Genomic DNA, 21,190 nt, shown 5'->3' with positions numbered 1-21,190 from the left:
CGAGGCGGCTGTGCGACGTTACGATAATTTTATTTGCGGATATATCTTCCGGTGTCCATTAGGTCTTTGGTAGAGGCGTACAACGCCTTAGATAAACTCGACCTCAGAGTTCTCAGACTGCTCGAGGTGGCGCACGCCAGGCGCGAGTATGTACCCTATAGATTGGTCGTGAACTGGGCTGGAGTAGACGAAGAGGCTGTTGGGAGATCGCTTTCTAAGTTGAATAGGCTCAAGCTGATTCAACGATTCAGAGGCCCCTACGAGGGCTTCCGTCTAACATTCGGCGCCTATGACGTGTTGGCCTTACACACATTAAGGAAATCGGGCAAACTAGTCAGCATATCTCCAACGCCTATAGGGGTCGGGAAGGAGTCTGTGGTCTACTCCGGGGAGACTCCGAGCGGCGTTAAGGTGGCTGTGAAGTTCCACAGAACGGGGACCTCTTCGTTTATCAGAGCCAGGAAGGTGCGGGCCTTCCTAGGCAAGAGGAGGCATTTGACTAAGCTGTACGAGGCCAGGCTTTCGGCCCATGCGGAGTTCGCGGCGCTCAGCGCCGTGTTCGACGGAGGCGGCCTTGTGCCGGAGCCCATCGCCGTAAATAGGCATGTGGTTGTGATGAGGTATATCGAGGGCGTAGACGCGTACAGGGTCAGGCCAGAGGATGCTCCGTCGGTGGCTAGGGACGTCATTGAGACGGTAAAAGTGGCGTTGGAGAACGGCATAATCCACGGCGATCTATCGCCGTACAATATACTGATAGGCGATAGGGCATACGTCATAGACTGGCCCCAGTGGATCCCGGCGTCTCACCCCAACTCGCTCGAGATTTTATCGAGGGATCTGGCACGTATAGAGGAGTTCTTTTCGCAACTTAATATAACTATAGATAAAGATAGATTATTTAATATTATATATAATCACAAATATAAAAATATAGATATTGAAGATATATATAAAAAAGTACTGAGAACATTTGTAGGTACATGAGAGTATTGGGGCTAGATATAAGCGGCAGAGATAAATTCGCCTACACTGTAGTGGAGGCCGGATCTGCATTAGAGCAGGGCACCGCCTCGGCTACCGATCTACTCAAGGTCATAAAGAAATACAAGCCCGAGGTGCTCGCGGTGGACAGCATATCGGAGCTGATGGAGCACGGAAAGATCGTCGTCAAGGCGTTGGGCAGGTTGCCCTTCAACGTAGAGGTCGTCGAGGTGACGCGGACGGAGGACAACACGAGCATTCCAATGGAGGTGTTGGCTGAGAAGTATTTCAAGGTATCCCGAAGCCATCTAGACCCACTGGAGACGTCCCTCTTCGCGGCGTTGTTAGCCGAGAGGGGGCTTGGGGCGAGGATTAAGCTGTATGAGGAGGAAACCGTTATCCTGATAAAACGCGTCTCCTCCACGAGCCCCGGCGGGATGAGCCGTAATAGGTATATGCGTAATGTTAAGCACAGGATAAGGGATCTGGCCGACCGCATATCTAGACGGCTCAACGAGGTCGGGCTAGACTACGACCTCTTCTTCAAGGAGGAGTCGGGCGACATAACATCTGCGAAGTTTGTGGTCTACGCCAGGAGGGATCTGGTCAGGAGGTACGTCAAGCCCCTCAAGAGCTCCGACGTGGTGATAAGGGTCTTCTCAGAACCCGTAAAATCCTACGAGTCGGAGAGGGGCGACCAGTACCTGATAGTCGGGGTAGATCCCGGAATAGTGACGGGGATCGCCATAATGGACCTAGAGGGCAAAGTGCTTCATACCGAGGCCAGGAGGAATCTGTCGAGGGGCGAATCGCTCAGGAGGATATACCAATGGGGGGTGCCCGTCATAATAGCCACCGACGTCTCCGACGTTCCCGACTACGTCAAGAAGCTGGCCGCTATGAGCGGCGCGGTTCTGTACAAGCCTGAAAAAGATCTTTCTGTGAGCGAGAAGAGCTCAATAGCCGAGAAGATAGGGTATCCCGTCGAGACGAGTCACGAGAGGGACGCCCTGGCGGCCGCCTATAAGGCTTTTGCGGAGTATAGGACTAAGTTCGAGAGGCTTGAGAGAGATTTCGGGGCGATATTGACAAGGCGGCAGCTCGCCGAGGCTAAGGCGCTTGTGGCGAGAGGCAAATCGATAGCACAAGCGGTCGCGGAGGTTTTAAAAGGAAATAAGGATATGGGCTATACAAAGGTTGTATATATACCGATAGAGAAACCCTGTAAAAATATAGATGAATATAATAAAATGATGATAAATGCATTAGAATATGAAAAAAATCAGCTTGAGAAGGAAATAGAGGAGCTTAGATCCAGAGTATCCTCGTTGTCCCGCGCCCTCAACGACTCGTTGTGGAGGGATGCCAAGTATAGGGAGCTACAGAGGCGTGTTGAGGATCTTTCCGCCTCCCTCAAGGCTTGTATGGAAGAGAAGGAGAAGTTTGCAGAGGAGCTCATGGAAATTGTTTTGGGTTTGGTATCGGGCAGATACAAGCTGTATAGGGAAGACGAGATATCCGAATGTAGGAAAGCCGGCGGCATCCTCTGCAGCGACATCTCTACAGTAGAGGAGGCTGTAAACAACGGCGTACTCGGCGTCCCTGTAGGGCTTGTCACTAGATATAGATCTAAAGGCTATTATATAATTGATGAATTTAAGAGGCGGGAGCTGGCCGAGAGGATAAGAAACGCATTAACCGAAAGAAGGATCGATTTAAAGAAACTATTGGACGAATATAGAAGGCGGTTGCCGGGCTAGAACAGTCTGACCTTGCCCTCCAGGACTAGTTGCGTTATCGACGTCACGCGGCTCAATTCCTCAGACGCTATTGCCTCAGCCTCTCTCTTCACCTCGCCCGTCAGCTCGCCGCCGTCGGTAATAATCTCGATGTTGAGTATTCTCGGCTCAGTTATGGGTTTCCCTATCTGGCTAACCACCTCAACGGAGACCTCTCTAACTCCCTTCACCTCTGCATATATTCGATCCGCCACCTTCTGGGCGAGTATGTTATATATCTTGCCTACGTGCGATACGGGATTCTTGCCGGCGGCGGCCTCCATGGACATAACTCTCATGGGGGTTATGAGGCCGTTGGCCCTGTTGCCTCTGCCCGTCATGCCGTCATCGCCGTGCTCCGCGCTGGTGCCGGTAACTGTCAGATAGAATATGTTGTACTCCGGCTTGTCCGCGGTGTTTACGTCCACCGACACGTTGTATCCCGGCGCTATCTTCGCCGCAAGGTCCTCGACGTATCTCTTCACCTCTTCCTTGACCGATATATAGTGGTCTTTATCCTTCACAAGCTGGCTTATCATGGCGGCCGCAATAGTGAGCTTTACGTCTCGGCCTATCCTTATGCCCATGACCTTGATATCCTCGCCGACCTCGGGCAACCTCGATTTAAGCTCCACGGAGTTCAAGGCGCGCTCGACCCTATATACCAAGTTCTCCAGCGGCGATAGAGGAGCGTAGCCTACGCCGATAGACGTATCGTTTGCGAGAGGTATCGACTTAGCCCCCAGGTCGTAGACTCCTGTAAGGTCGGCGGAGCCTTGCCCGATTCTGTAGTCTATTATCACGTGTTTATCTGGATCTAGATATCTGAAGTTCTCCCTAATCCATCTCCTAGCCGCCTCTAATACCAAAGGCCCTACAGGTATGCGCTCGACCTCGCCCCCTCGTCTAACCTCCACTGTGGCACGTCCCGAGACGAGTATGTATATGGGCTGGATAACCTCTCCGCCTCCGAACACCGGCCTTGCTTGTCCTCCGACTACCAACGTCTTGTCGACGTTGTGGTGGAGTATTACGCCGTATTTCTGTAGATAGTACCTAGATAAGTACAGGCTGACGTATTCCGAGATGCCGTCTGCGATATAGTCCGGATGTCCCTGCCCCTTCCGCTCTACGATCTCGACGTTCTGCTCCTCTACAGGTATCCTGTTGGCTTTCGTTACCGTTATCATGCCGCCGCCTCCTCGCTGGAGATATAAATTATCTGGCTTCCTCTTATGAGGATTCTGCCGTATTTCATCTTCGTAGCGCCGTTCTTGTCGAGCTCCTCGGCCTCGTCGAGAACTAAATTCATACAGGAGTCGTATATGCTCAAGATCCCTCGCACGACCACATCGCCCTTAAGCCTAGCCACGACCACTTTGTTCACCATCTTCGAGAGCACCTTCAACGGCGAGGGCAGTTTCAACTGCTGGGCTTTGTTCGACATTGCTAAGCCCCTCAAGCCCGTTAATAAAATTTTACGGAGATGTGTCAGCGGGCCTCGAACTTGAGGACGTCGTCGATCCAATCGACGTGGGCCAATAGAGTCCTGCGACAACAATACCTAGTCACGCCCAACTCGTCGAGCACTTTGCCGGGGTCCTCGCCCGCCAGCACTCTCCGCTTGAAGGGCTCCCAGAGATGGCCCAGAGGCCTTCCGCAAGTGAAGCATCGAATTGGCGCCATCATGGCCTTAACGATACGCCTTTTGCCTTTTGGAGCGCGCGTGTTTGAGGCCGGGCTTCTTGGGCTCTGTCCTCCTAGGGTCGCCCTTAAGCATGTACGGATCGTATTGCATGTATAGCTCCCTCAATTTCTGGTCCTCGAAATATTTCACGAGCCCTCTCGCTATCGCCATTCTAGCCGCGACGGCTTGGCCCATATAGCCGCCGCCGTGGACCTCTACATCTATGTCGACTTTGTTCACTAGATCTCCGGCCAGCAATAGCGGCTCGACGATCTTCTGGCGCGCCATCTCGATGGGCCAGAGCTCCAAGGGGTACCCATTTATCCTGACACGGCCTATGCCGGGCCTTATCACGGCCCTAGCGATCGCGGTCTTCTTCCTCCCAACAGCGAGAACTACGCGCGGCGATTCCTGTGCTACGTAGGCGCCGGAGGCCCTAGTAGCGGCCTCTGTCATGGCCCCTATTTAGTTGTGGATTTTATCTTTTCCGACAACATCTGCGCCTCCTTCCACTTATTCCAAGCCTTGGGATCTATATGCCTCCAGAGCTCCTCCAACGTCACCGCCTTATATAGAGGCTTGGGCCTTATCAAAGCCTCAGGGATGTAATAGAGCTCCCCGCCTAGGTCAGGAGGCGTCGACATGAATACCCTAAGCCTTTTTAACGCATATCGTCCCTCTTTTTGCTTATACGGCAACATGCCCCGGACGATTCTCTTGAATATGCGATCCGGCCTCCTAGGTATCTTAGGCCCCACTTTCTCCGGATTGTAGTGGGTCCTCCACAGAGATATCTTTCTCATGTACCAGTTCACCACCATCTTTCTACTGCCCAGTATGAGCGCCTTATCTATATTGACCACCACGACGTTCACGTTCCTATTGTCGCGGAGGATCTTGGCAACTGCCGAGGCCAGCCTCCCGACCACGTGATTTGTGGCGTCGATGACGATAGTCCCCTTCTCTATCCGTTGAGGTAACGGCTTGCTCATATCACTATCTTGACATTGGTGCCTTTCGGATTCTCCCTCACCAGATTCGATATAGGAACTAATCGGCCGCCTGATTTGACTACGGCCTCGGCAGCTGATCTAGAGGCGGCCAGAGCGGCCACCGTCACCCTCTTCTGCAATCTGCCGTTTCCCAACAACTTCCCCGGTATTACGACCACATCGCCGTCATTGACAAGCCTATTCAGCTTCCCCAGACCTACGGCTACCCTTTGTCTTCGCGGTCTGGCTAGCAAGTCGGCCACGTATGCCCAGATAGGCGCCTCGTTGGACTTTGCGGCTTTCCTAAGAAATCTGATCAACATCCTCAGCTGTATGTTAGTAGGGCCTGTGGGATTAGGCGGCACGCCGCCTCTTCTCTAGCCGTATTTAAACGTTCTCGGCCTTGGGTTCTCCAGACTCAGCGCTGGCCGATCTATAGACCTCTCTTTCTAGTGTCTCTAGGAATGTATTCAATTTAACTTTGAAGATGCGAAAAGCCTCACTTAACATCTTATCAACATCCATGTTGCCATAGGACTCAATATTCATTATATACTTAAACCGATCCCAGTCAACTGCCAGTAGGCCTCCGCAGAGATTTTCACAAGTCTTAAGCTTGCCAAATGTGCATTTATATGGGTTGAATTCGTTTAGGCTATTTCCAAAGGCATCTGGACATATGGACTTACATTGAGCTAGGCATTGAGGATCTTCGCCTTTGACAATTAGCTTGGGAAAGTAATAGTAGGTAGCTAGACCTGCCTGCCACTTGGCGTGTTCCTTTGCGCGGCCGAGCCTGGCATATGCCTCAAGCGAAATGGACTGGCCTTTAACGAGCTTAACTATGGGTATGTCTGGATACACGGGCTTCACATCTGGGTGGTCTGACACCAGATCGCCGGAATACACAGTCTTGGCATCGTCGGCAGTAACTTGTAGGGTAAATCTGACGGTGCACTCGGCGGGGTCCACCATACCGGTTTCGCATTCCTCTATCTTCGGAAAAAGATCGAGAGGAGTAGTAAGCGGAATTAGCCCAAGCCTGTGCGCCAACATCTCGTCGTACATCGACGACGTGTTGTTCACTATCAATACTTGATCTATAGCGAAGACAGGCACCTCCGATATGATAATTCGCCTTATGGAATTTATCAAAGAAGGCTTTACGCCCTCTATATACAGTTTTAAATGGAGGTTGTCCCGTTCAAGGACCTTTGCAGACGGCATTAACGCGTGGGCTTCTGCTTTTTGCCGCGCAACACGGCCAGGATCGAGACCCCGTTGACCTTAGTGACCTTGAACCTTATGCCCGGAATGTCGCCGAGGGATCTGCCCTCGGGCCCGCCGATACGCTCTATTATCACCTCGTCGTGCTCGTTGATTAGATTAAGCCCGCCGTCGTAGGGGACGAACGCCGTCACCACCTTGCCGTTCTTCACCAACTGGACCCTGACGCACTTCCGCACGGCCGCGTTGGGCTTCCGCGCCTCGACGCCCACCTTCTCGAGCACGATGCCTCTAGCCATCGGGGCGCCCTCGAGGGGGTCGAACCGCTCGGCGAGCCTCAGAACCCTTCTCTTATAGGTTATGTCGTTCCACCTAAACCTCTGCCTTTTCTCCTTCAACTTCCTCGCTGCGAATAAGCCGACAGGGGACTTCTTGCCGGGCACTAGCCCTTGTTTCTGCCCGTATATAAAGTTTGATGCGGAGCCGCTAAGTCAACACGACCCTATCTACGTCGTAATACCTCTTGGCCAACAACTTAGCCTTGGCTATATTCCTCCCGTTCTTGCCTATAGCCAAGCCCTTATCCTCGGGCACGACCGTGGTTATCGCGACCAAGTTGCCGGAGGGCGACTTGGTCACCTTGACGGCTATAACTCTCGCGGGGTATAGGCTGTTCTTTATAAGCTCTTCTGGAGTTTCAGCGTATTCGACGACCTCTACATCCCTCCCTATTATCTGCCTCAACATCCTCACGTTGTTGCCGCCCTTGCCTACCGCCAACGCGGCTTGGTTTTTGCCCACTACGAAAATTATTCTATTGTAGTCGCTATCGACAACCACATCGAGTGGAGTAACGCCTGTCATCGACTCGAAAAGCGTAGCGTATCTTATCTCTTCGTCTGTAAGCCTTATATCAGGCATGTCCAGCCAACTTCAATATCTCGCTCTGGCCCGGATCTACAATCGCTATGGCCGAGATCTTGAAGGGCTTTCGCGCAGCCGCGCCCAGCTCTAGGCTGGAGCCCGGAAATACTAAGATGGGAGTGCCCGCAATTTTCGAATAATACTCGAGATCTCCTCTTATCCTCGGCGGGGCGTTGGCCGCTAGGACGACCATCTTGGCGCGTCCGCTAAGCACGGCGTTCTTGACGCTTTTGTAGCCGATAGACACCTTGCCCGTCGCGATAGCCACCTGGAGCTCTCTAGCTAGATCTATCGACGAACTCACGGCCCTTGGGATTGAGATGCATATATAAGTTTTAGGCCTAGAGGCGCATCAGCAGTCTAACCATGCCCGTCCCTATGGGTATATGGCGGCCTGCTATTATGTTCTCGAAGACGCCCCTAAACGGCTCCACCTCGCCCCTCACCGACGCCTCGACTAACGTCTTTACGGTCACCTCAAACGCGGCCTTAGCCAGCGGCGACTCCTTGGAACCCACAACGCCGTGTCTGCCGATGGGCCTCACTTTGCCTAGCCAAGTCATTGCGTCGGCTACAGTATACATGTGTCTGCTATCAACGTCTAGGCCTTGTTCGGCGAGGACTCTCCTAATCTCGAGCGCTATCAACGTCCTAGCCACCTCTATCCCTAATACCTCGGCCACCTCGTGGAGATCGTTGCTGTAGGTCCTCGTGTGGTCGACCTCGTCCAGTTGCAGGACTCCCTCCAGATTACTGCCTTCGGTTATGATGTACCACTCCCCCGTATTCCTGTCCTGATCGACCAAGACCTTCCTAACGCCTTTTATGCCGCTTATCCTCGTCTGAAGCACCTTATCGCGTAGCTTCCTTAGCTTCAACATATCGGGGGTTGCAAGCCTAATAGTTATAGTATACCCTTCTATTTCTATAGAAACGCCTTTACCCCGCATTCTTGAAAGTATCTTCTCAATATCTTTTATATTTATTTCTCTATATTTCATCTGCTCTGGGTCAAGCTCTATTACGACGCTATATGTTATATAATCTATATCAACAGATTTAGCCAGATTTTCTATAGTAGTCAATTGTATCTTTTTAGCAACTTCAGTAGCAGACTCTTTAGATTTATTGTAGGGAGGCTTTAAATATACATACATAAGCGGCGTCGAGGGCTTCCTCCTGGCGTCGACTATCTCTATCATCCTAGGCAGACCGCGCGCCATTGAGAACTCCCTCAAACCGGCGAAGTGGAACGACCTCAAGATCATCTGGGTCGACGGCTCGCCTATAGACTGCGCCGTTATTATGCCTATGGCCTCGCCTGCATCTATTAGAGACAAGGCGTAGAGTCTCAGAGCTCTGTAGATTATTCGTAACGCAGTCTCCTCGTCGAGGCCCTCTACGGCTTTCTTGAGATCTTCGTATAAGGTCTTGGGAATAACAGACGACAGATCTTCGAGCAGTTTCGCGACCGACATCACCTTATGTAGAGCCTCATTATATTTACGTTTGCCGGCTTGCCGTGATCCGACTTAGATACGTCGGTGCCGTCGTCGCCGTACAGAGGTTGCAAGAGAAGCCCGGAGCCGTAACGCACGGTGCCGTCGTAGGCGACATACGCGTCTTGTAGCGCGTTTATTATCCTACGTTGCATGTATCCGCTCTGCGCCGTGCGGACGGCTGTATCTATCAAGCCGTCCCTCCCGCCGGCCGCATGGAAGAAGTACTCTACAGGCGTAAGTCCCTTGACGAATGAGGAGGATACGAAACCTCCCGAGAACGGCCCTATATCGCCTACAGGGAAGTGGGGCAGAGTCCTGGTCCTATACCCTCTCTTGATCCTCTCGCCTCTTATGGTCTGTTGGCCTAAGGTAGCCACCATTTGGACTATGTTGGTCAAGCTTCCGCGCGCCCCCGTCTTGGCCATTAGATAGGCCTCGGAGTTCTTATCTATATACCTCTCCACTACTCCCTCAGCATCGCTACGCACCTTTGAGAGCACCTCGGCCAGTCTGTTCTCCAGAGTTTCCTGCACAGTGTAGCCCGGCATGGCCTCCAGCTTGCCCTCTCTGTAGAGCTCTATGAGCTCTAAGGCCTTATTTATACCGCTATCAATTATCTTGCCGACTTCTCTAACGGCCTCGCTGGGTATATAGAGCGAGTCCAGGCCTATGGAGAAGCCTCTGAGATCTAGGAATCTCAAGAACACTCTTAGCGAGGAATCTAACCATTTCCTGGCCACATCCGACGGGTAATCCCTAGCTATGCGGTGCCAGAGCGAGTCTACCTGCTCGGCACCTATGGATTTCTTGTCCAAGGTGCCCGTCACCATATTGCCGTTTATTATTATTATCCACTCGTCGGTCTCGCACGTGTAGGGTTCCTTACAAGCCGACTTAAACGCTGTGGGTTGCACCCAGTTGAGGTCCTTAGGCAACGCCATGCTGATTATCTGCTTCCCCGTCCACAGCTCGACGGGGTGCATTATGGCCGGCTCGGGCAGATCTCCCTCCAGCTTCATGGCGCCGGCTAAATATGCCGCCTCCTTCTTCGTGAGCAACGTGGTTTTGCGGGAGAGTAGGTAGGCGCCTATTATATAGTCCTGTCTAGCGCCTATTATGGCGCCGCCGTAGCGCGGCGTCACTATATGTTCTTGGACCAACATTAGAGTTCTCGCCTCGGCCCTCGCCTCCTCCGTCTGCGGTATGTGTAGGTTCATCTCGTCGCCGTCGAAGTCGGCGTTGTAGGGCGGGCATACGGCCAGATGTATCCTGAACGTCCTGCCCGGCAGAACTCTGACTATGTGGCCCATCATGGACACTCTGTGCAGCGACGGCTGTCTGTTGAAGAGGGCTATATCGCCGTCCCTTATGTGGCGCTCTACGATCCAGCCGGGGGCCAGCTTCTCGGCGAGCTGTTTCCTGTCCTTGACGTATCGCAGATCGACGCGCCTGCCCTCCGGCGTTATCACGTAGTTGGCCCCCGGCCAAGTCTCTGGCCCCCTCATCACGGCTTGCCTGAGATCGTCTATGTTCCACTCGGTGACTCTCTCGGGCACCGTCAATATCTTGGCTATGTCTATGGGCACTCCGACCTCATTTATGCTCAGATTGGGATCGGGGCTTATCACGGTGCGGGCCGAGAAGTTGACGCGCTTGCCCGAGAGGCTCCCTCTGAACCTCCCCTCCTTGCCCTTAAGCCTCTGCGCTATGCCCTTTAGGGGTCTGCCCCCTCTATGTTTCGCTAGCGGGATGCCGGGCAACTCGTTGTCGAAGTAGGTCGCCGTGTGGTACTGGAGCAAGTCCCAGAGGTTGTCTATTACATTAGTCGGCGCGCCTGTCTCTAGCGCTATTTTCAACTTCTCATTCATCCTCATTATGTCGACAAGCTTGTGCGTCAGATCGTCCTCGCTCCTTATGCCCGTCTCGAGCTGTATGGAGGGCCTAACGTGGGGAGGCGGGACTGGGAGAGTTCTGAGTATGCCCCACTCTGGGCGGGCGACGGTCGGATCGACTCCTAGTAGCTCGAGGTCGCTGTTAGGCACCTTGACCAGCCGCTCCAATATAGTCTCAGGATCCAGCTTTACCAGGGCGCCCGTCTCTGTCTCCTCGTAGAAGTTGTAAGGCCGCTCGAACCTCACCTTGTTGCGTTTATATCCGCAGTGAGGACATGTGGTCCTCTCGGCGGCTTTCCTGAGGATCTTCTCGTGGAGGTTGGTGGCCAAGAGCTTCCACCTGCCCTTGAGCCTCTGAAGGCGCTCGCTGTATCTCTTTATCTCCTCGTCCTTCAGCATTATCCTGCCGCAGTTGGGGCAAGTGGCCCTCAACACGTCGTATATGAACCTGGCGAACTCGACGTGGATCACCGGCTTCGCGAGCTCTATATGGCCGAAGTGGCCAGGACATACGTCGTAGGGTTGTCCGCAAGTCTCGCACCTGGCGCCCGGCTCCGCCACGCCGAGTCTGCGGTCCATCAAGCCGCCGCGGATAGGCAACCCACCTTCGTCGTATATCTCGGATGTCGTGATTTCCAAAACAGAATATCGCCTTATTAGATCGGGGCTGAGAATCCCGAACTTGATATCTTTGATAACCTTAGTAGGGACTACATCGGCCTGTTGTTGAACGGCCACGCCAACCGGTGGAAGTCGCTATATAAATTTTTATTAAGGATATTTCCTCCGTCTGAGCCGGATCCTCGCCGAATGGTCGTATAAAGCTAGCAAATATAGATCCACCTCAAATATTATAAACTCCAATATAATTTTATAATAGTAAAAATAATATTGGCTATTAAAATCTCCTTACTCTAAGATTTCCGCCAGCTCCAACTTCGGGTAAATCCCTAGCGCGATCAGCTCTTGTAGCAGTAGCTTAAATGCATAAGGCACGACGACTTTGGCGAACTGGCCCGACTCGCCATGTATGGGGCATTTCGGTCTGTTCGTCTTCGCGTCTAGGTAGGCCGGAAGCCCGCACAGCTCGCAGACGTACATGGTGTATTTGTCGCTCGACTCGACCATCCTCTCGTAGAGGAGGGCGGAAGCCCCATGGGCTATGAGCACGTCGCGCTCCATCTCGCCGAGCCTCAGCCCGCCCTCGCGGGATCTGCCCTCTGTGGGTTGCCTAGTCAATATCTGGACAGGCCCTCTGGAGCGGGCGTGTATCTTATCCGCGACCATGTGGTGTAGCTTCTGGTAATACACTATCCCTATGAATATGTCGGCGACGAGCTTCTCGCCGGTTATGCCGCTGTACATGACCTCCTTGCCGTCCCACCTGAACCCCAGCTTCATGAGGAGCTCCCTCAGCTCCCCCTCAGTGACTCCCTCGAAGGGGGTGGCGTCGATAAGCTGACCTGTCAACGCGCCGGCCTTGCCCGCTATGGACTCCAACAGCTGGCCGACCGTCATGCGCGAGGGCATGGCGTGGGGGTTAACGATTATATCGGGGACTATCCCGTCCTCCGTGAAGGGCATGTCCTCTTGCCTCAACAACATGCCTATGACGCCCTTCTGGCCGTGGCGCGAGGCGAACTTGTCGCCTAGCTCGGGCACACGTAGTTCCCTTAATCTCACCTTGACGAGTTTGTTACCCTCAGGCGATTCTGTTATGACGACCCTATCGACTATGCCTCTTTCGCCCCTCCTCACGGGGATTGAGGCGTCGCGTCTCTCCTTCAAGATTTTCTCAGTCTCGAGGGTCATATAGAAGCGCGGCGGAGCGGTTTTGCCTATTATGACCTCTCCGCCCGTCACGTAGACCTCAGGAGGGGCTATCCCGTCCTCGTCCAGGTGGCTGTAGGCCTCCGGCCCCCTATATCCTCTGGCCGAGGAGTCGGGGACCTCTATCCTGTCCTCCTCGCCCCCCGGATATTTCTGCTCCTCGGTCTCGTAGGTGCGATAGAAGTTCGAACGGAAGAGGCCGCGATCGACCGAGGACTTGTTCATGATAACGGCGTCCTCTATGTTATAGCCTGTATATGTCAACAGCGCCACTACGGCGTTCTGGCCCGCAGGCTTTCTCGAGTAGCCAATTAGTTCGAGCCCTCTGGTCGTCACTATAGGCCTTTCAGGGTAGTAGAGCATATGGCCGCGCGAGTCCAGCTTGTACATGAAGTTGGCCTGCGGCAACCCCAGCGACTGCTTGGCCATAGCGGCCTCGTACTGGTTCCTGGGCGATTGGTTGTGCTCTAGATAGGGTATTATAGACGCTATTGCGCCCAGGATAGAGGAAGGCACTATCTCCATGTGTGTGTACTTGCTCATATCGGGCTCAGGCCCCACCGCTATGTAGGCGTTTTCCTCCTCGTCGGCGTCTAGGTACTCCACGACGCCCATCTTGACTAAGTCGTTCCAAGTCAGTTCGCCCGATGCGAGCTTCTGGACGTGCTCCTTCGTGAGCTTCAACTTGCCGTCCTCGATTACCAGCAGAGGCCTCCTGATACGGCCTCCGTCGCAGTTCACGTAGACCGCGTCGCCCAGATGCGCCACGTTGACCTCATCAGATATCTTGCCCTGCCGCCTCATCTTGCGTAGAGTCTTGACGAGCTCCTCAGGGTTCTGGTGAATGCCTATGAGCCGCCCGTTTAGGTAGACCTCCGCGCCCTCAAGCCCTCCCCTCCTCGCCTCGAGCACCGGCACTACGCCCAGCTCGTTCAGCGTCTTCTCAACGACGGCCTCGTCGACGCCGATGGTTATCTCGGCCAGCAGAGCCAAGTTCTTGACAAGCCCTACGTTCTGCCCCTCGGGCGTCTCGACGGCGCACAGCCGGCCCCACTGCGTCGGGTGGAGATCGCGGGCCTCGAAGTGGGGTTGGGTCCTGCTGAGCGAGGAGACGACCCTCCTCAGATAGCTGAGGGTCGAGAGGTAGTTCGTTCTGTCCAATATCTGCGAGACGCCGGTCTTGCCGCCGACCCAGTTGCCGGTCGCCAGCGCCTGCTTGACGCGCTCGGTTATTATGTCGGGTCTGACTATTGTCTGCAGGTGCGGTATCTTGCCCCTCGCGTAGTACTTCTCAAGCTGGTTCTTGAGCTCCTGGAGGAACTGCTTCATGACAGTCCTGAACAGCTGGGCCAGGAGGTCGTTCACGAGCCTCACGCGTTTGTTGGCCACGTGGTCCTTGTCGTCGGGCTTCCTCCTGCCTAACTGCATCTCTATAAGCCCCTTGACCACTTGGCCCAACAGCAACGCCTTCTTTATCCTGGCCTCCTCCATTGCCTTCTCGTCGGGCTTCTGCGGGTTGAGGTTGGGCAAGAAGTATTTGTCCAATATCTGGAGGGCTCTCTCTATCCTTATAGGCCTCGGCTGGCCCACGGCGATCTTTCCGCCTACGAAATCGAGGGCGTCGTCCCTAGTGGCGGCGATCTCCTGGCCGGCCAGCAACGAGGGCAAGAGCTCCTTCTGTATGTCCGGGTCGTCCGAGACGGCGAGCACGATGTCTTGGTCGCTCTCTAGGCCCATGGCGCGCATGTATACCGTGAACGGGATCCTGACCGGTATGGCGGATAGAGTCACGTAGATGACGCCGTCTTTGTGGTACTCGACCGTCATCGTGGCGCGGTAGCCGGGCCCGGTCGATATGACCTTAGCTAAATATCTGATCGTCGGCTTATCGCCGACGTCGTATATGGGCCGATCGGTGACTAGGTCCTCCTGGCTTATGACGACCCGCTCGCTCCCGTTTATTATGAAGTAGCCGCCGGGATCTTCGGGATCCTCGAAACGCTTAGGGTACTCCTCCGGCTTCAGCCTCGTCAAGTTGCACTTCTTGGACTTGACCATTATGGGCAACTCGCCGGCATATATGGTCTCGGTAGCGTACGGCTCGTCGTCGACGTAGAGAGTCACGGTCAGATACATCGGGGCGCTGTACGTGGCGTTCCTCAGCCGGGCCTCCATGGGGTATATGACCGTCTCCGAGCCGTCCGGCTCCTTTATCCTCGGCCACCCTATCTCGACGCGCTCTATGGCGACTTTCAGACCCTTTATCTCGGTCTCGACCACGCCCATCTCCTCTATTATCTTGGGCAACTTCCTGTCGATGAAGTCGTTGAAGGCCCTTATCTGGTGGTCGACTATTCCTCGGTCTCTTATAAAGGCCTTGACCAGGGCCCACCTGTCGTCTGAGGTGGGGAACCCGCCGTCCCCGGCCCTATACCTTATCGGCAACGGGAGCAGATCTACCATTAGCCCGGCACCACGAGGCGGTATATAACTGATTCTCCCGCGGTCTCCGAACGCCTCACTATCCTCAACACGTCGCCGGGCTTCGCCCCGACGGCTTTAACCAAGGGATCGCTCGACCTAATCCAAGGTATCTGCCAAGGCCTTACGTGGAGCCTCCTCAGAAGCGCTCTGGCCTCCTCCTTGGTGAGGATAGAAACCTCTACGGGGCCCAGCACGTGCTCTAATATCTTCTTGCTCACACGCCTCCTCCACCCGCCGATTTAAAACTTTTTTGCCCGTCCCCGTCAGCTCTTGGCCTTTGCGATAAGGGCGTCGATCTCTGCCTTGAGGCTCTCTATGAATTTGCCGAGCTCCTTCTCTACATCGTCGTTCTTGATCTCCATCCTCAGCCTGGGGAGGCGTTTGACCAGCTCGAGTTCTCTGAGGGCCGATGCAGGCACTCCGGCCTCTATGGCCTTCATTCCGGCCTCGTAGTATGTGTAGATGGCCCTCATTAATAGGGCCTGTTTTTTGGGCATAGACGGGGTGTCGATGGGGTTGAAAGCGTCTTGTTTCAAGAAGCCCTCTCTTATCAAGAAGGCTGTGTTCAGTATATGCTTCTCCTGCTCGCTAAGGGCCTCTGTGCCGAGGATCCTGACGACCTCCTGTAGCTCGGCCTCTCTGCTCAGTATGGACTGGAAGACGTCTCTGATACGGCGCCAGTCGGGGTCGACGTTCTTAGCCCACCACTCCTGTACGGTCTCCACGTAGCGGGAGAACCCCATCAGCCAGTCTATCGCCGGATAGTGGCGCGAATAGGCGAGGCGGGGGGACAGCGGCCAGAAAGCCCCTATGAAGCGCAGAGTATTGGAGGTGACGGGCTCGGTGAAGTCGCCTCCGGGCGGGCTCACGGACGCTGCTATGGTCAGCGAGCCGACGCGCTCCTTGCTACCTATGAGGACCACGCGGCCTGCGCGCTCGTAGAACTCGGCCAGACGCGTCGGCAGATAGGCGGGGTAGCCCTCCTCGCTCGGCATTTCGCCTATACGTAGGGCCACCTCCCTCATGGCCTCCGCCCATCTGCTCGTAGAGTCGGCCGAGACCAACACGTCGTAGCCCATATCGCGGAAGTACTCGCCTATAGCGGCGCCGGTGTATATGGACGCCTCCCTCGCCGCCACGGGCATGTTGGAGGTGTTCACTATTATCGTGGTCCTCTCAAGCAACGACTTGCCCGTGTAGGGGTCCTTCAGCTTCAGCAAGCCCTGAAGCGCGTCGGCCGCCTCGTTCCCCCTCTCGCCGCAGAGCACAGGCACTATGACCCTACTTTGGGCGTATAGGAAAAGCGTGCGTATGGTCACGGTCTTCCCCGAGCCGAAGGGCCCCGGTATGGCCGCGGCGCCGCCCTTAGCTATGGGGAACATGGTGTCTATGGTGCGCACGCCGGTGATCAAGGGCTCCACTGGCGGAAGCTTCTCGCGGAAGGGCCTGGGCCTGCGCACCGGCCATTTATGCCACATCTTGACCTCCACGACGCCCGACTTCGTCCGGATCCTGGCTATGACGTCGTCGACCTTGTATTTACCCTCGGCTATCCACTCGACCACGCCCGGCCCGTTGCCAGGCAGAGGCGGGTACATAATTCTGTGTTCTATTAATGAGGTCTCCTGGACGGCCCCCAATACGTCGCCCGGTTGTACCTCCTCCCCCGCCTTGACGAGCGGCTTGAAGTCGTATTCGGCCTTGAGATCTAGAGGCGGGGCTCGGTCGTAGCCTATACCCCTGGCCACAAACGGCGTATTTGTCATCTCGAATATGACCTTTAGAGGCCTCTGGACGCCGTCGTATATCCTTCCCAGAATGCCCGGCCCAAGCCAGGCGCTTAAGGGCTCGCCGCTTCTGACCACCGGCTCTCCGGGCTTTATCCCCGTAGTGTCCTCATACACTTGTATAAACGCCTTGTCTCCCTGTATCCTGACAACCTCGCCGAACAGCTTAAGCTCGCCGACGAACACGAGCTCGTAGAGCCTGGCGCCAGGCAGATCGGCCTTAACTACGGGTCCCGATATGTACTCTATGCGCCCGCTCATAGCACCGACGCGACGGCCTTCTTTATCTCCTCTACGTTGGTCTCCAATAGGGTATCCAGTGTCATATCGAGCACTATTGCCCCATCGCGCGAGGACGCGACGAGCCCTCCCGACATATCTCTATCGACTACCTCGCCCTTTAAGCCGTGCTTCCTCATCAATATGGTCAAGGTATTCCTATCCTTGGGGGAGGAGTACACTATCAAGTCCTCCCCAATTACTTCTCTGGCCTTAAGAAGGGCGTTCTCTAAAAATTTTATATATTTTTCATTTGTTCTATTCTTATCAATATAGTCAGTTATATCTTTTTTAATTTCTCTTAATATATCTTCATATGTATTTGATATTATTTTTCTATTCTCAATAAGGGCTTCATAGAGGATTCTTTCCCGCTCCAGCGTAACTTGGCTTTGAGCATTGCTTATTTCTTCAGAGTATTTAGATAATAATTCATAGGATCTTTGTCTAATCTTAGTTTCAAGGTCGCTGAGAAGCCTCTGTTTTAGTTCTTCCAATTCTCTTATGTGTTGGTTTATGAGATCCTCGAAAAGACTCATGGAAGCCTCAAAGGCCTATTTTTAAAGTGTTTTCGGCGCCGCTATCCGCCTAGTATTTGGCGGACTAGCTGAAGATAGTTGACCTCCTTCTCCATATTCTCCAACACGCTGGGTATCTCCACGAATATCTTATTTGTATTTCTAAGTCTAAGTTCATCCAGCTCTTTTCTAAGTTGTTTAGCAAAGTTAGATGAAATAAAAAATACATTATAAATATTAATATTTTTCAATATATATTCATATAGCTCTTTCGCATCAGTAAAAGCTCGTCCGTCGAACCCCATTAACTTAAATAAATCTACAGTGTACCTATCGCCGAGGACTATAGACATGTCGGCTCGCCTGCACAGATTTTAAAGGATTACCAAGGTTCTTTCTTCAGCCTCAGCCTATAAGCCACTATATTGGTCGCTCTGTGGATGGCCGGCGTAATTATCACGGAAATAAATATAGCTGTTGTCGGTATCTGCGCGTATAGAGAGTAGACTAATAGAGACATGAGCAGGAAGTCCAGCTGGTCTAGGGGAAATGCAGGGTGTCCGCGCGGAAGGCACAGCCTCCTTTTTATAAAGGCGCCGACCAGATCCCCTACAAGGGCCGACGCCGAGAGCACCGCCGCATCTCCCACGCTAAGGACGCTGTACAGCAGATTGGGCAACCACCCTATGGTAGTGCCTAGCGCGAGCCCTATCGCAAAGCCCTCGAAGGTCTTCCCGTCGCCAAATATTCTAGAGCCGCGCCAACTCCTGCCGAAGTCTATCGGATGTCTTCTCGGCAGAGCCGAGGCCAGCACGGCCAGCCCGTTGGCCACGTAGGGAGGCCATATAAGCACTAGTGAATATGCCAGTAGCTGCAGTATACTCATTCGTGTGTCCTCATTATATGCACGGACAAGCTCTCGCGGTCGACGAACTCCCTGCCGCAGACGCCGCAGAAATACCTACTGCCCTCGCCTATCGCGAAGTGGCTACGTATGTGGTTTCTTATATCGGTTTTCTTTACTTTAGCATTACATATCCCGCAGATGGCGTCGTTTCCCGAGAACTTCACGTGCTTCATGTAGTGCGACACCGCGTCGTCCCAAGTTATCCGGGCGCCGCATATGGTGCATTTATATTCGGTGGACGCCGCGAGATACCCATCCCCCTTACCTTGACATATTAAGCAGACCTCGCCGGGCATGCGGGCAGAGGGAGGAGCTTTTATTAAATTTGACGCCCGGCCTTACGTGTTCGGTATAGCCATGCCCGACTGGAGAGACGGCGTAATAGCAGTAGTCAAGGCGGACGAGTCCGTGGACGACGCGGTCAGATACATAATGTCGTCGTGCGGGGTTTCTACCCTAAATATAGCGGAGTTGCCTAGATATAAACTATCATGTATAGAAACTCTTTTAAGAAATTATCGATATGAATCAATAATATATATTACAGATATCTATGGAATAGTAAATAAGATAGCGTTGAAAAGCGGCATAAGCCGTTCTACTCTCTTTAACGAGGCGTGGTCCTATCTATCCAAGCATATCTGTGGCGGGATCGACTCGGCTCAATGCGACGGCGAGGTCAAGCTGTCGTGTTGCAGGTCTAGTTGCGGCGCCTTGTGCGAACTGGCAAAGCTGGAGGCGCATATGCGGCGCGGGGTTGTGGTGGATCTGACGAGGAAATTGGCTGAGGCCTTAGGCATATCTCAGAACCTCTAGGCGTTTCTCGCTCCACTTAGCCCTCAACATCTCCTTATAGCGCTCGATGTCGGCCTCGGCCTTATCAAGCCTCTTCTCGACATAATTTATGAAGTAATTGGTTAATAATCTAATAGGCGCGTAGTGGATGCCCTTAAAGTAGAACTTGTTGACTATATCGCGAGCCCAGAAGATAGAGTGTTTGGCGACCACCTTCAAGAGGTCTATGTGTTCTGGGTAGAGGTTCATCTTGTCCAGCCACCCCGTCTTCTCGGCCTTGACGTGGCTCATGGGCACGTAGAACAACGGGACTATCAGAGATCTGTAGGGCTTAAGCCTTTCTATCAGCTCTATTGTCTGGATCACGTCGTCCGGCTGCTCGCCGGGGAGGCCGACTATGAGGGTCACTGCAGGTATTAGCTTGAGCTCGTGCATTATGGCCATGGACTCTTCAACTATGTCGTGCCACTGCTCTATCTTATAGGGCGCTGCCTTGCCGGGCATTATCTGTTTGGCCACCCTAATAGAGCCGGTCTCTAGCCCTATTTCGGCGCCCCACCAGTCCTGATGCTCGTCTTTTATTATGTCGGCGATCTTCGTCATGAGCTTTCCGTACTTCTTCTCGGCCAACAAGACGGCTACGAAGGTCGTGTGGCTCCACCCCACTTTTCTGTAGTACTTCTTGGCCAACTTGTGCAGCTCTATAAGCGCCGTGGGGTTCAGCTCCACCCCGTTAGAGCCGTAAAGCGGCACCTCGTCCGAGTGCAGTATGCCGTCGACGACGCCGGCTCTCGCGTTCACCTTCAACTCCTCCTCGATCTTGCTGAGGGGGTACCACCTCAGAGGCCTCAGAGTGACTGAGCAGAAGGCGCAACCTCTGGGGCAACCCCTGCCTATCTCGACCAGGCCGTTTATAGAGGCTCCCTTGATCGTGGAGATCTCGTCCACGCTCGGAGCCTCGGAGGCCCCCACGTAGATATATCTAGGCGGGGTCTTCCCCTCCAGCGTGTTCTTGACGACCTCGACTATTAGCTTCTCCCCCTCCCCGTCGAATATCGTGTCTATACCCCAACGCTCTACTAGGTCGGGGTAGTAGAGCCACTGCCAGGCTGCCGGCCCTCCGACCATAACCTTTAGGCCGCTCGCCCTCTTGGCCTCCCATATATCTTTCTCTATCCGCTCCATGAACTTCCTGAAGAGATACGCGTTGAGGGTCTCCTTGCCCAATATCACCCCCCATGTGCTTGACGGCGGATTTACTCCGAAGTAGTCGTGGTGGCTCAACATCAAGATCTTGGCGCTCTTAAGATATCGCGGGACGTAGTCGGGATCTATTATGGCGGCGTTTATCCCTGCGTCGAGCAACTTCGCCTCTATTTTCCTCATGCCGTAGGGCGCCTGTATGGGCCTCCCCATCTTGTCCGTCTTAATCTTGGGGGCGAAGAGAAAAGTGTGGAACTTCTCGGAGAGGCCGAAGGGGAGCTCTACGAATACGGGCCCAGTGGTGCCGAACCCCAAAAACTCCTTCCCGTGGTAGTTGCTCATCATGCCTCTGTCCGTGGTCAATATCACGTCAAAGCCCATAACCGCATGCCGATGTGATG

23 protein-coding genes are annotated in these 21,190 nt (G+C 53.8%); 3 read left to right on the top strand and 20 right to left on the bottom strand.

Annotated elements, in window-relative coordinates:
- The first annotated feature begins 51 nt into the window (after positions 1-51).
- The gene (locus TUZN_RS08965; RefSeq protein ID WP_013680642.1) at positions 52-987 is read left to right on the top strand and encodes an RIO1 family regulatory kinase/ATPase domain-containing protein; all 936 of its coding nucleotides are present in this window, start codon (positions 52-54) and stop codon (positions 985-987) included.
- The gene (locus TUZN_RS08960; RefSeq protein WP_013680641.1) at positions 984-2,744 is read left to right on the top strand and encodes a DUF460 domain-containing protein; all 1,761 of its coding nucleotides are present in this window, start codon (positions 984-986) and stop codon (positions 2,742-2,744) included. Before TUZN_RS08965 ends, TUZN_RS08960 begins: the two co-directional genes overlap by 4 nt.
- Here TUZN_RS08960 and TUZN_RS08955 read toward each other — a convergent pair.
- The 19 genes from TUZN_RS08955 to TUZN_RS08865 all read right to left on the bottom strand — a co-directional run bounded on the left by TUZN_RS08955 (position 2,741) and on the right by TUZN_RS08865 (position 19,087).
- Complete coding sequence (locus TUZN_RS08955) at positions 2,741-3,952, bottom strand: methionine adenosyltransferase (protein WP_013680640.1); 1,212 nt, start codon at positions 3,950-3,952, stop codon at positions 2,741-2,743. The genes TUZN_RS08960 and TUZN_RS08955 overlap by 4 nt on opposite strands.
- Positions 3,949-4,209, bottom strand: a complete 261-nt coding sequence (locus TUZN_RS08950) for an LSM domain-containing protein (protein ID WP_013680639.1) — start codon at positions 4,207-4,209, stop codon at positions 3,949-3,951. Before TUZN_RS08950 ends, TUZN_RS08955 begins: the two co-directional genes overlap by 4 nt.
- A gap of 44 nt (positions 4,210-4,253) precedes the next feature.
- Positions 4,254-4,451: a DNA-directed RNA polymerase subunit N gene (locus tag TUZN_RS08945; protein WP_013680638.1), complete on the bottom strand. Its 198-nt coding sequence runs from the start codon at positions 4,449-4,451 to the stop codon at positions 4,254-4,256.
- Positions 4,452-4,455: 4 nt separating this feature from the next.
- On the bottom strand, positions 4,456-4,905 hold the full coding sequence (locus TUZN_RS08940; RefSeq protein WP_013680637.1) for a 30S ribosomal protein S9: 450 nt from the start codon (positions 4,903-4,905) through the stop codon (positions 4,456-4,458).
- A gap of 5 nt (positions 4,906-4,910) precedes the next feature.
- Positions 4,911-5,441 (bottom strand): 50S ribosomal protein L13, encoded by a 531-nt coding sequence (locus TUZN_RS08935; protein WP_013680636.1) that lies wholly within the window; start codon positions 5,439-5,441, stop codon positions 4,911-4,913.
- Positions 5,438-5,806: a 50S ribosomal protein L18e gene (locus tag TUZN_RS08930; RefSeq protein WP_052886215.1), complete on the bottom strand. Its 369-nt coding sequence runs from the start codon at positions 5,804-5,806 to the stop codon at positions 5,438-5,440. The genes TUZN_RS08935 and TUZN_RS08930 overlap by 4 nt, the downstream gene beginning before the upstream one ends.
- 22 nt (positions 5,807-5,828) lie before the next feature.
- Positions 5,829-6,668, bottom strand: coding sequence for a DNA-directed RNA polymerase subunit D (locus TUZN_RS08925; RefSeq protein WP_013680634.1), 840 nt, complete (start codon positions 6,666-6,668; stop codon positions 5,829-5,831).
- A complete protein-coding gene (locus TUZN_RS08920) occupies positions 6,668-7,111 on the bottom strand; it encodes a 30S ribosomal protein S12 (protein WP_013680633.1) in 444 nt (147 codons plus the stop codon). The genes TUZN_RS08925 and TUZN_RS08920 overlap by 1 nt, the downstream gene beginning before the upstream one ends.
- A gap of 43 nt (positions 7,112-7,154) precedes the next feature.
- On the bottom strand, positions 7,155-7,589 hold the full coding sequence (locus tag TUZN_RS08915) for a NusA-like transcription termination signal-binding factor (protein WP_013680632.1): 435 nt from the start codon (positions 7,587-7,589) through the stop codon (positions 7,155-7,157).
- Positions 7,582-7,896, bottom strand: coding sequence for a 50S ribosomal protein L30e (locus tag TUZN_RS08910; protein WP_013680631.1), 315 nt, complete (start codon positions 7,894-7,896; stop codon positions 7,582-7,584). The genes TUZN_RS08915 and TUZN_RS08910 overlap by 8 nt, the downstream gene beginning before the upstream one ends.
- A gap of 37 nt (positions 7,897-7,933) precedes the next feature.
- A complete protein-coding gene (rpoA2, locus tag TUZN_RS08905; protein ID WP_052886214.1) occupies positions 7,934-9,073 on the bottom strand; it encodes a DNA-directed RNA polymerase subunit A'' in 1,140 nt (379 codons plus the stop codon).
- Positions 9,070-11,724 (bottom strand): DNA-directed RNA polymerase subunit A', encoded by a 2,655-nt coding sequence (gene rpoA1, locus TUZN_RS08900; RefSeq protein WP_013680629.1) that lies wholly within the window; start codon positions 11,722-11,724, stop codon positions 9,070-9,072. Before rpoA1 ends, rpoA2 begins: the two co-directional genes overlap by 4 nt.
- Positions 11,725-11,895: 171 nt before the next feature.
- A complete protein-coding gene (locus TUZN_RS08895; RefSeq protein WP_013680628.1) occupies positions 11,896-15,279 on the bottom strand; it encodes a DNA-directed RNA polymerase subunit B in 3,384 nt (1,127 codons plus the stop codon).
- Positions 15,279-15,518: a DNA-directed RNA polymerase subunit H gene (locus TUZN_RS08890; protein ID WP_013680627.1), complete on the bottom strand. Its 240-nt coding sequence runs from the start codon at positions 15,516-15,518 to the stop codon at positions 15,279-15,281. The genes TUZN_RS08895 and TUZN_RS08890 overlap by 1 nt, the downstream gene beginning before the upstream one ends.
- A 45-nt stretch (positions 15,519-15,563) precedes the next feature.
- Positions 15,564-17,348: a V-type ATP synthase subunit A gene (locus tag TUZN_RS08885; RefSeq protein WP_013680626.1), complete on the bottom strand. Its 1,785-nt coding sequence runs from the start codon at positions 17,346-17,348 to the stop codon at positions 15,564-15,566.
- Positions 17,345-17,905, bottom strand: a complete 561-nt coding sequence (locus TUZN_RS08880) for a V-type ATP synthase subunit E (RefSeq protein ID WP_013680625.1) — start codon at positions 17,903-17,905, stop codon at positions 17,345-17,347. The genes TUZN_RS08885 and TUZN_RS08880 overlap by 4 nt, the downstream gene beginning before the upstream one ends.
- Positions 17,906-17,946: 41 nt before the next feature.
- Entirely contained in the window at positions 17,947-18,237 is a 291-nt protein-coding gene (locus TUZN_RS08875) for a V-type ATP synthase subunit F (protein WP_013680624.1), read from the bottom strand.
- Between the two features lie 29 nt (positions 18,238-18,266).
- Positions 18,267-18,770 (bottom strand): CDP-2,3-bis-(O-geranylgeranyl)-sn-glycerol synthase, encoded by a 504-nt coding sequence (locus TUZN_RS08870; protein ID WP_052886213.1) that lies wholly within the window; start codon positions 18,768-18,770, stop codon positions 18,267-18,269.
- Positions 18,767-19,087 (bottom strand): C2H2-type zinc finger protein, encoded by a 321-nt coding sequence (locus tag TUZN_RS08865; protein WP_013680622.1) that lies wholly within the window; start codon positions 19,085-19,087, stop codon positions 18,767-18,769. The genes TUZN_RS08870 and TUZN_RS08865 overlap by 4 nt, the downstream gene beginning before the upstream one ends.
- A 46-nt stretch (positions 19,088-19,133) precedes the next feature.
- On the opposite strand from TUZN_RS08865, the gene TUZN_RS08860 reads away from it, so the two are divergent.
- Complete coding sequence (locus tag TUZN_RS08860; RefSeq protein WP_148678637.1) at positions 19,134-19,607, top strand: hypothetical protein; 474 nt, start codon at positions 19,134-19,136, stop codon at positions 19,605-19,607.
- Here TUZN_RS08860 and TUZN_RS08855 read toward each other — a convergent pair.
- Positions 19,584-21,170 carry a B12-binding domain-containing radical SAM protein gene (locus TUZN_RS08855; protein WP_013680620.1) on the bottom strand — a complete coding sequence of 529 codons (1,587 nt, stop codon included), beginning with the start codon at positions 21,168-21,170 and terminating at the stop codon, positions 19,584-19,586. The genes TUZN_RS08860 and TUZN_RS08855 overlap by 24 nt on opposite strands.
- Positions 21,171-21,190 lie beyond the last annotated feature (20 nt).

The organism is Thermoproteus uzoniensis 768-20 (assembly GCF_000193375.1).
Classification (GTDB): domain Archaea; phylum Thermoproteota; class Thermoprotei; order Thermoproteales; family Thermoproteaceae; genus Thermoproteus; species Thermoproteus uzoniensis_A.
This window is presented reverse-complemented; position numbering and strand designations above follow the sequence as displayed.

Excerpts from the sequence above, each read along its gene's own strand:
- TUZN_RS08955 (WP_013680640.1), bottom strand. The coding sequence starts at position 3,952 with ATGATAACGGTAACGAAAGCCAACAGGATACCTGTAGAGGAGCAGAAC.
- TUZN_RS08950 (WP_013680639.1), bottom strand. The coding sequence starts at position 4,209 with ATGTCGAACAAAGCCCAGCAGTTGAAACTGCCCTCGCCGTTGAAGGTG.
- TUZN_RS08935 (WP_013680636.1), bottom strand. The coding sequence starts at position 5,441 with ATGAGCAAGCCGTTACCTCAACGGATAGAGAAGGGGACTATCGTCATC.
- TUZN_RS08880 (WP_013680625.1), bottom strand. The coding sequence starts at position 17,905 with ATGAGTCTTTTCGAGGATCTCATAAACCAACACATAAGAGAATTGGAA.
- TUZN_RS08945 (WP_013680638.1), bottom strand. The coding sequence starts at position 4,451 with ATGATGGCGCCAATTCGATGCTTCACTTGCGGAAGGCCTCTGGGCCAT.
- TUZN_RS08915 (WP_013680632.1), bottom strand. The coding sequence starts at position 7,589 with ATGCCTGATATAAGGCTTACAGACGAAGAGATAAGATACGCTACGCTT.
- TUZN_RS08855 (WP_013680620.1), bottom strand. The coding sequence starts at position 21,170 with ATGGGCTTTGACGTGATATTGACCACGGACAGAGGCATGATGAGCAAC.
- TUZN_RS08895 (WP_013680628.1), bottom strand. The coding sequence starts at position 15,279 with ATGGTAGATCTGCTCCCGTTGCCGATAAGGTATAGGGCCGGGGACGGC.
- TUZN_RS08925 (WP_013680634.1), bottom strand. The coding sequence starts at position 6,668 with ATGCCGTCTGCAAAGGTCCTTGAACGGGACAACCTCCATTTAAAACTG.
- TUZN_RS08875 (WP_013680624.1), bottom strand. The coding sequence starts at position 18,237 with ATGTCTATAGTCCTCGGCGATAGGTACACTGTAGATTTATTTAAGTTA.
- TUZN_RS08940 (WP_013680637.1), bottom strand. The coding sequence starts at position 4,905 with ATGACAGAGGCCGCTACTAGGGCCTCCGGCGCCTACGTAGCACAGGAA.
- TUZN_RS08865 (WP_013680622.1), bottom strand. The coding sequence starts at position 19,087 with ATGCCCGGCGAGGTCTGCTTAATATGTCAAGGTAAGGGGGATGGGTAT.
- TUZN_RS08960 (WP_013680641.1), top strand. The coding sequence starts at position 984 with ATGAGAGTATTGGGGCTAGATATAAGCGGCAGAGATAAATTCGCCTAC.
- TUZN_RS08885 (WP_013680626.1), bottom strand. The coding sequence starts at position 17,348 with ATGAGCGGGCGCATAGAGTACATATCGGGACCCGTAGTTAAGGCCGAT.
- TUZN_RS08870 (WP_052886213.1), bottom strand. The coding sequence starts at position 18,770 with ATGAGTATACTGCAGCTACTGGCATATTCACTAGTGCTTATATGGCCT.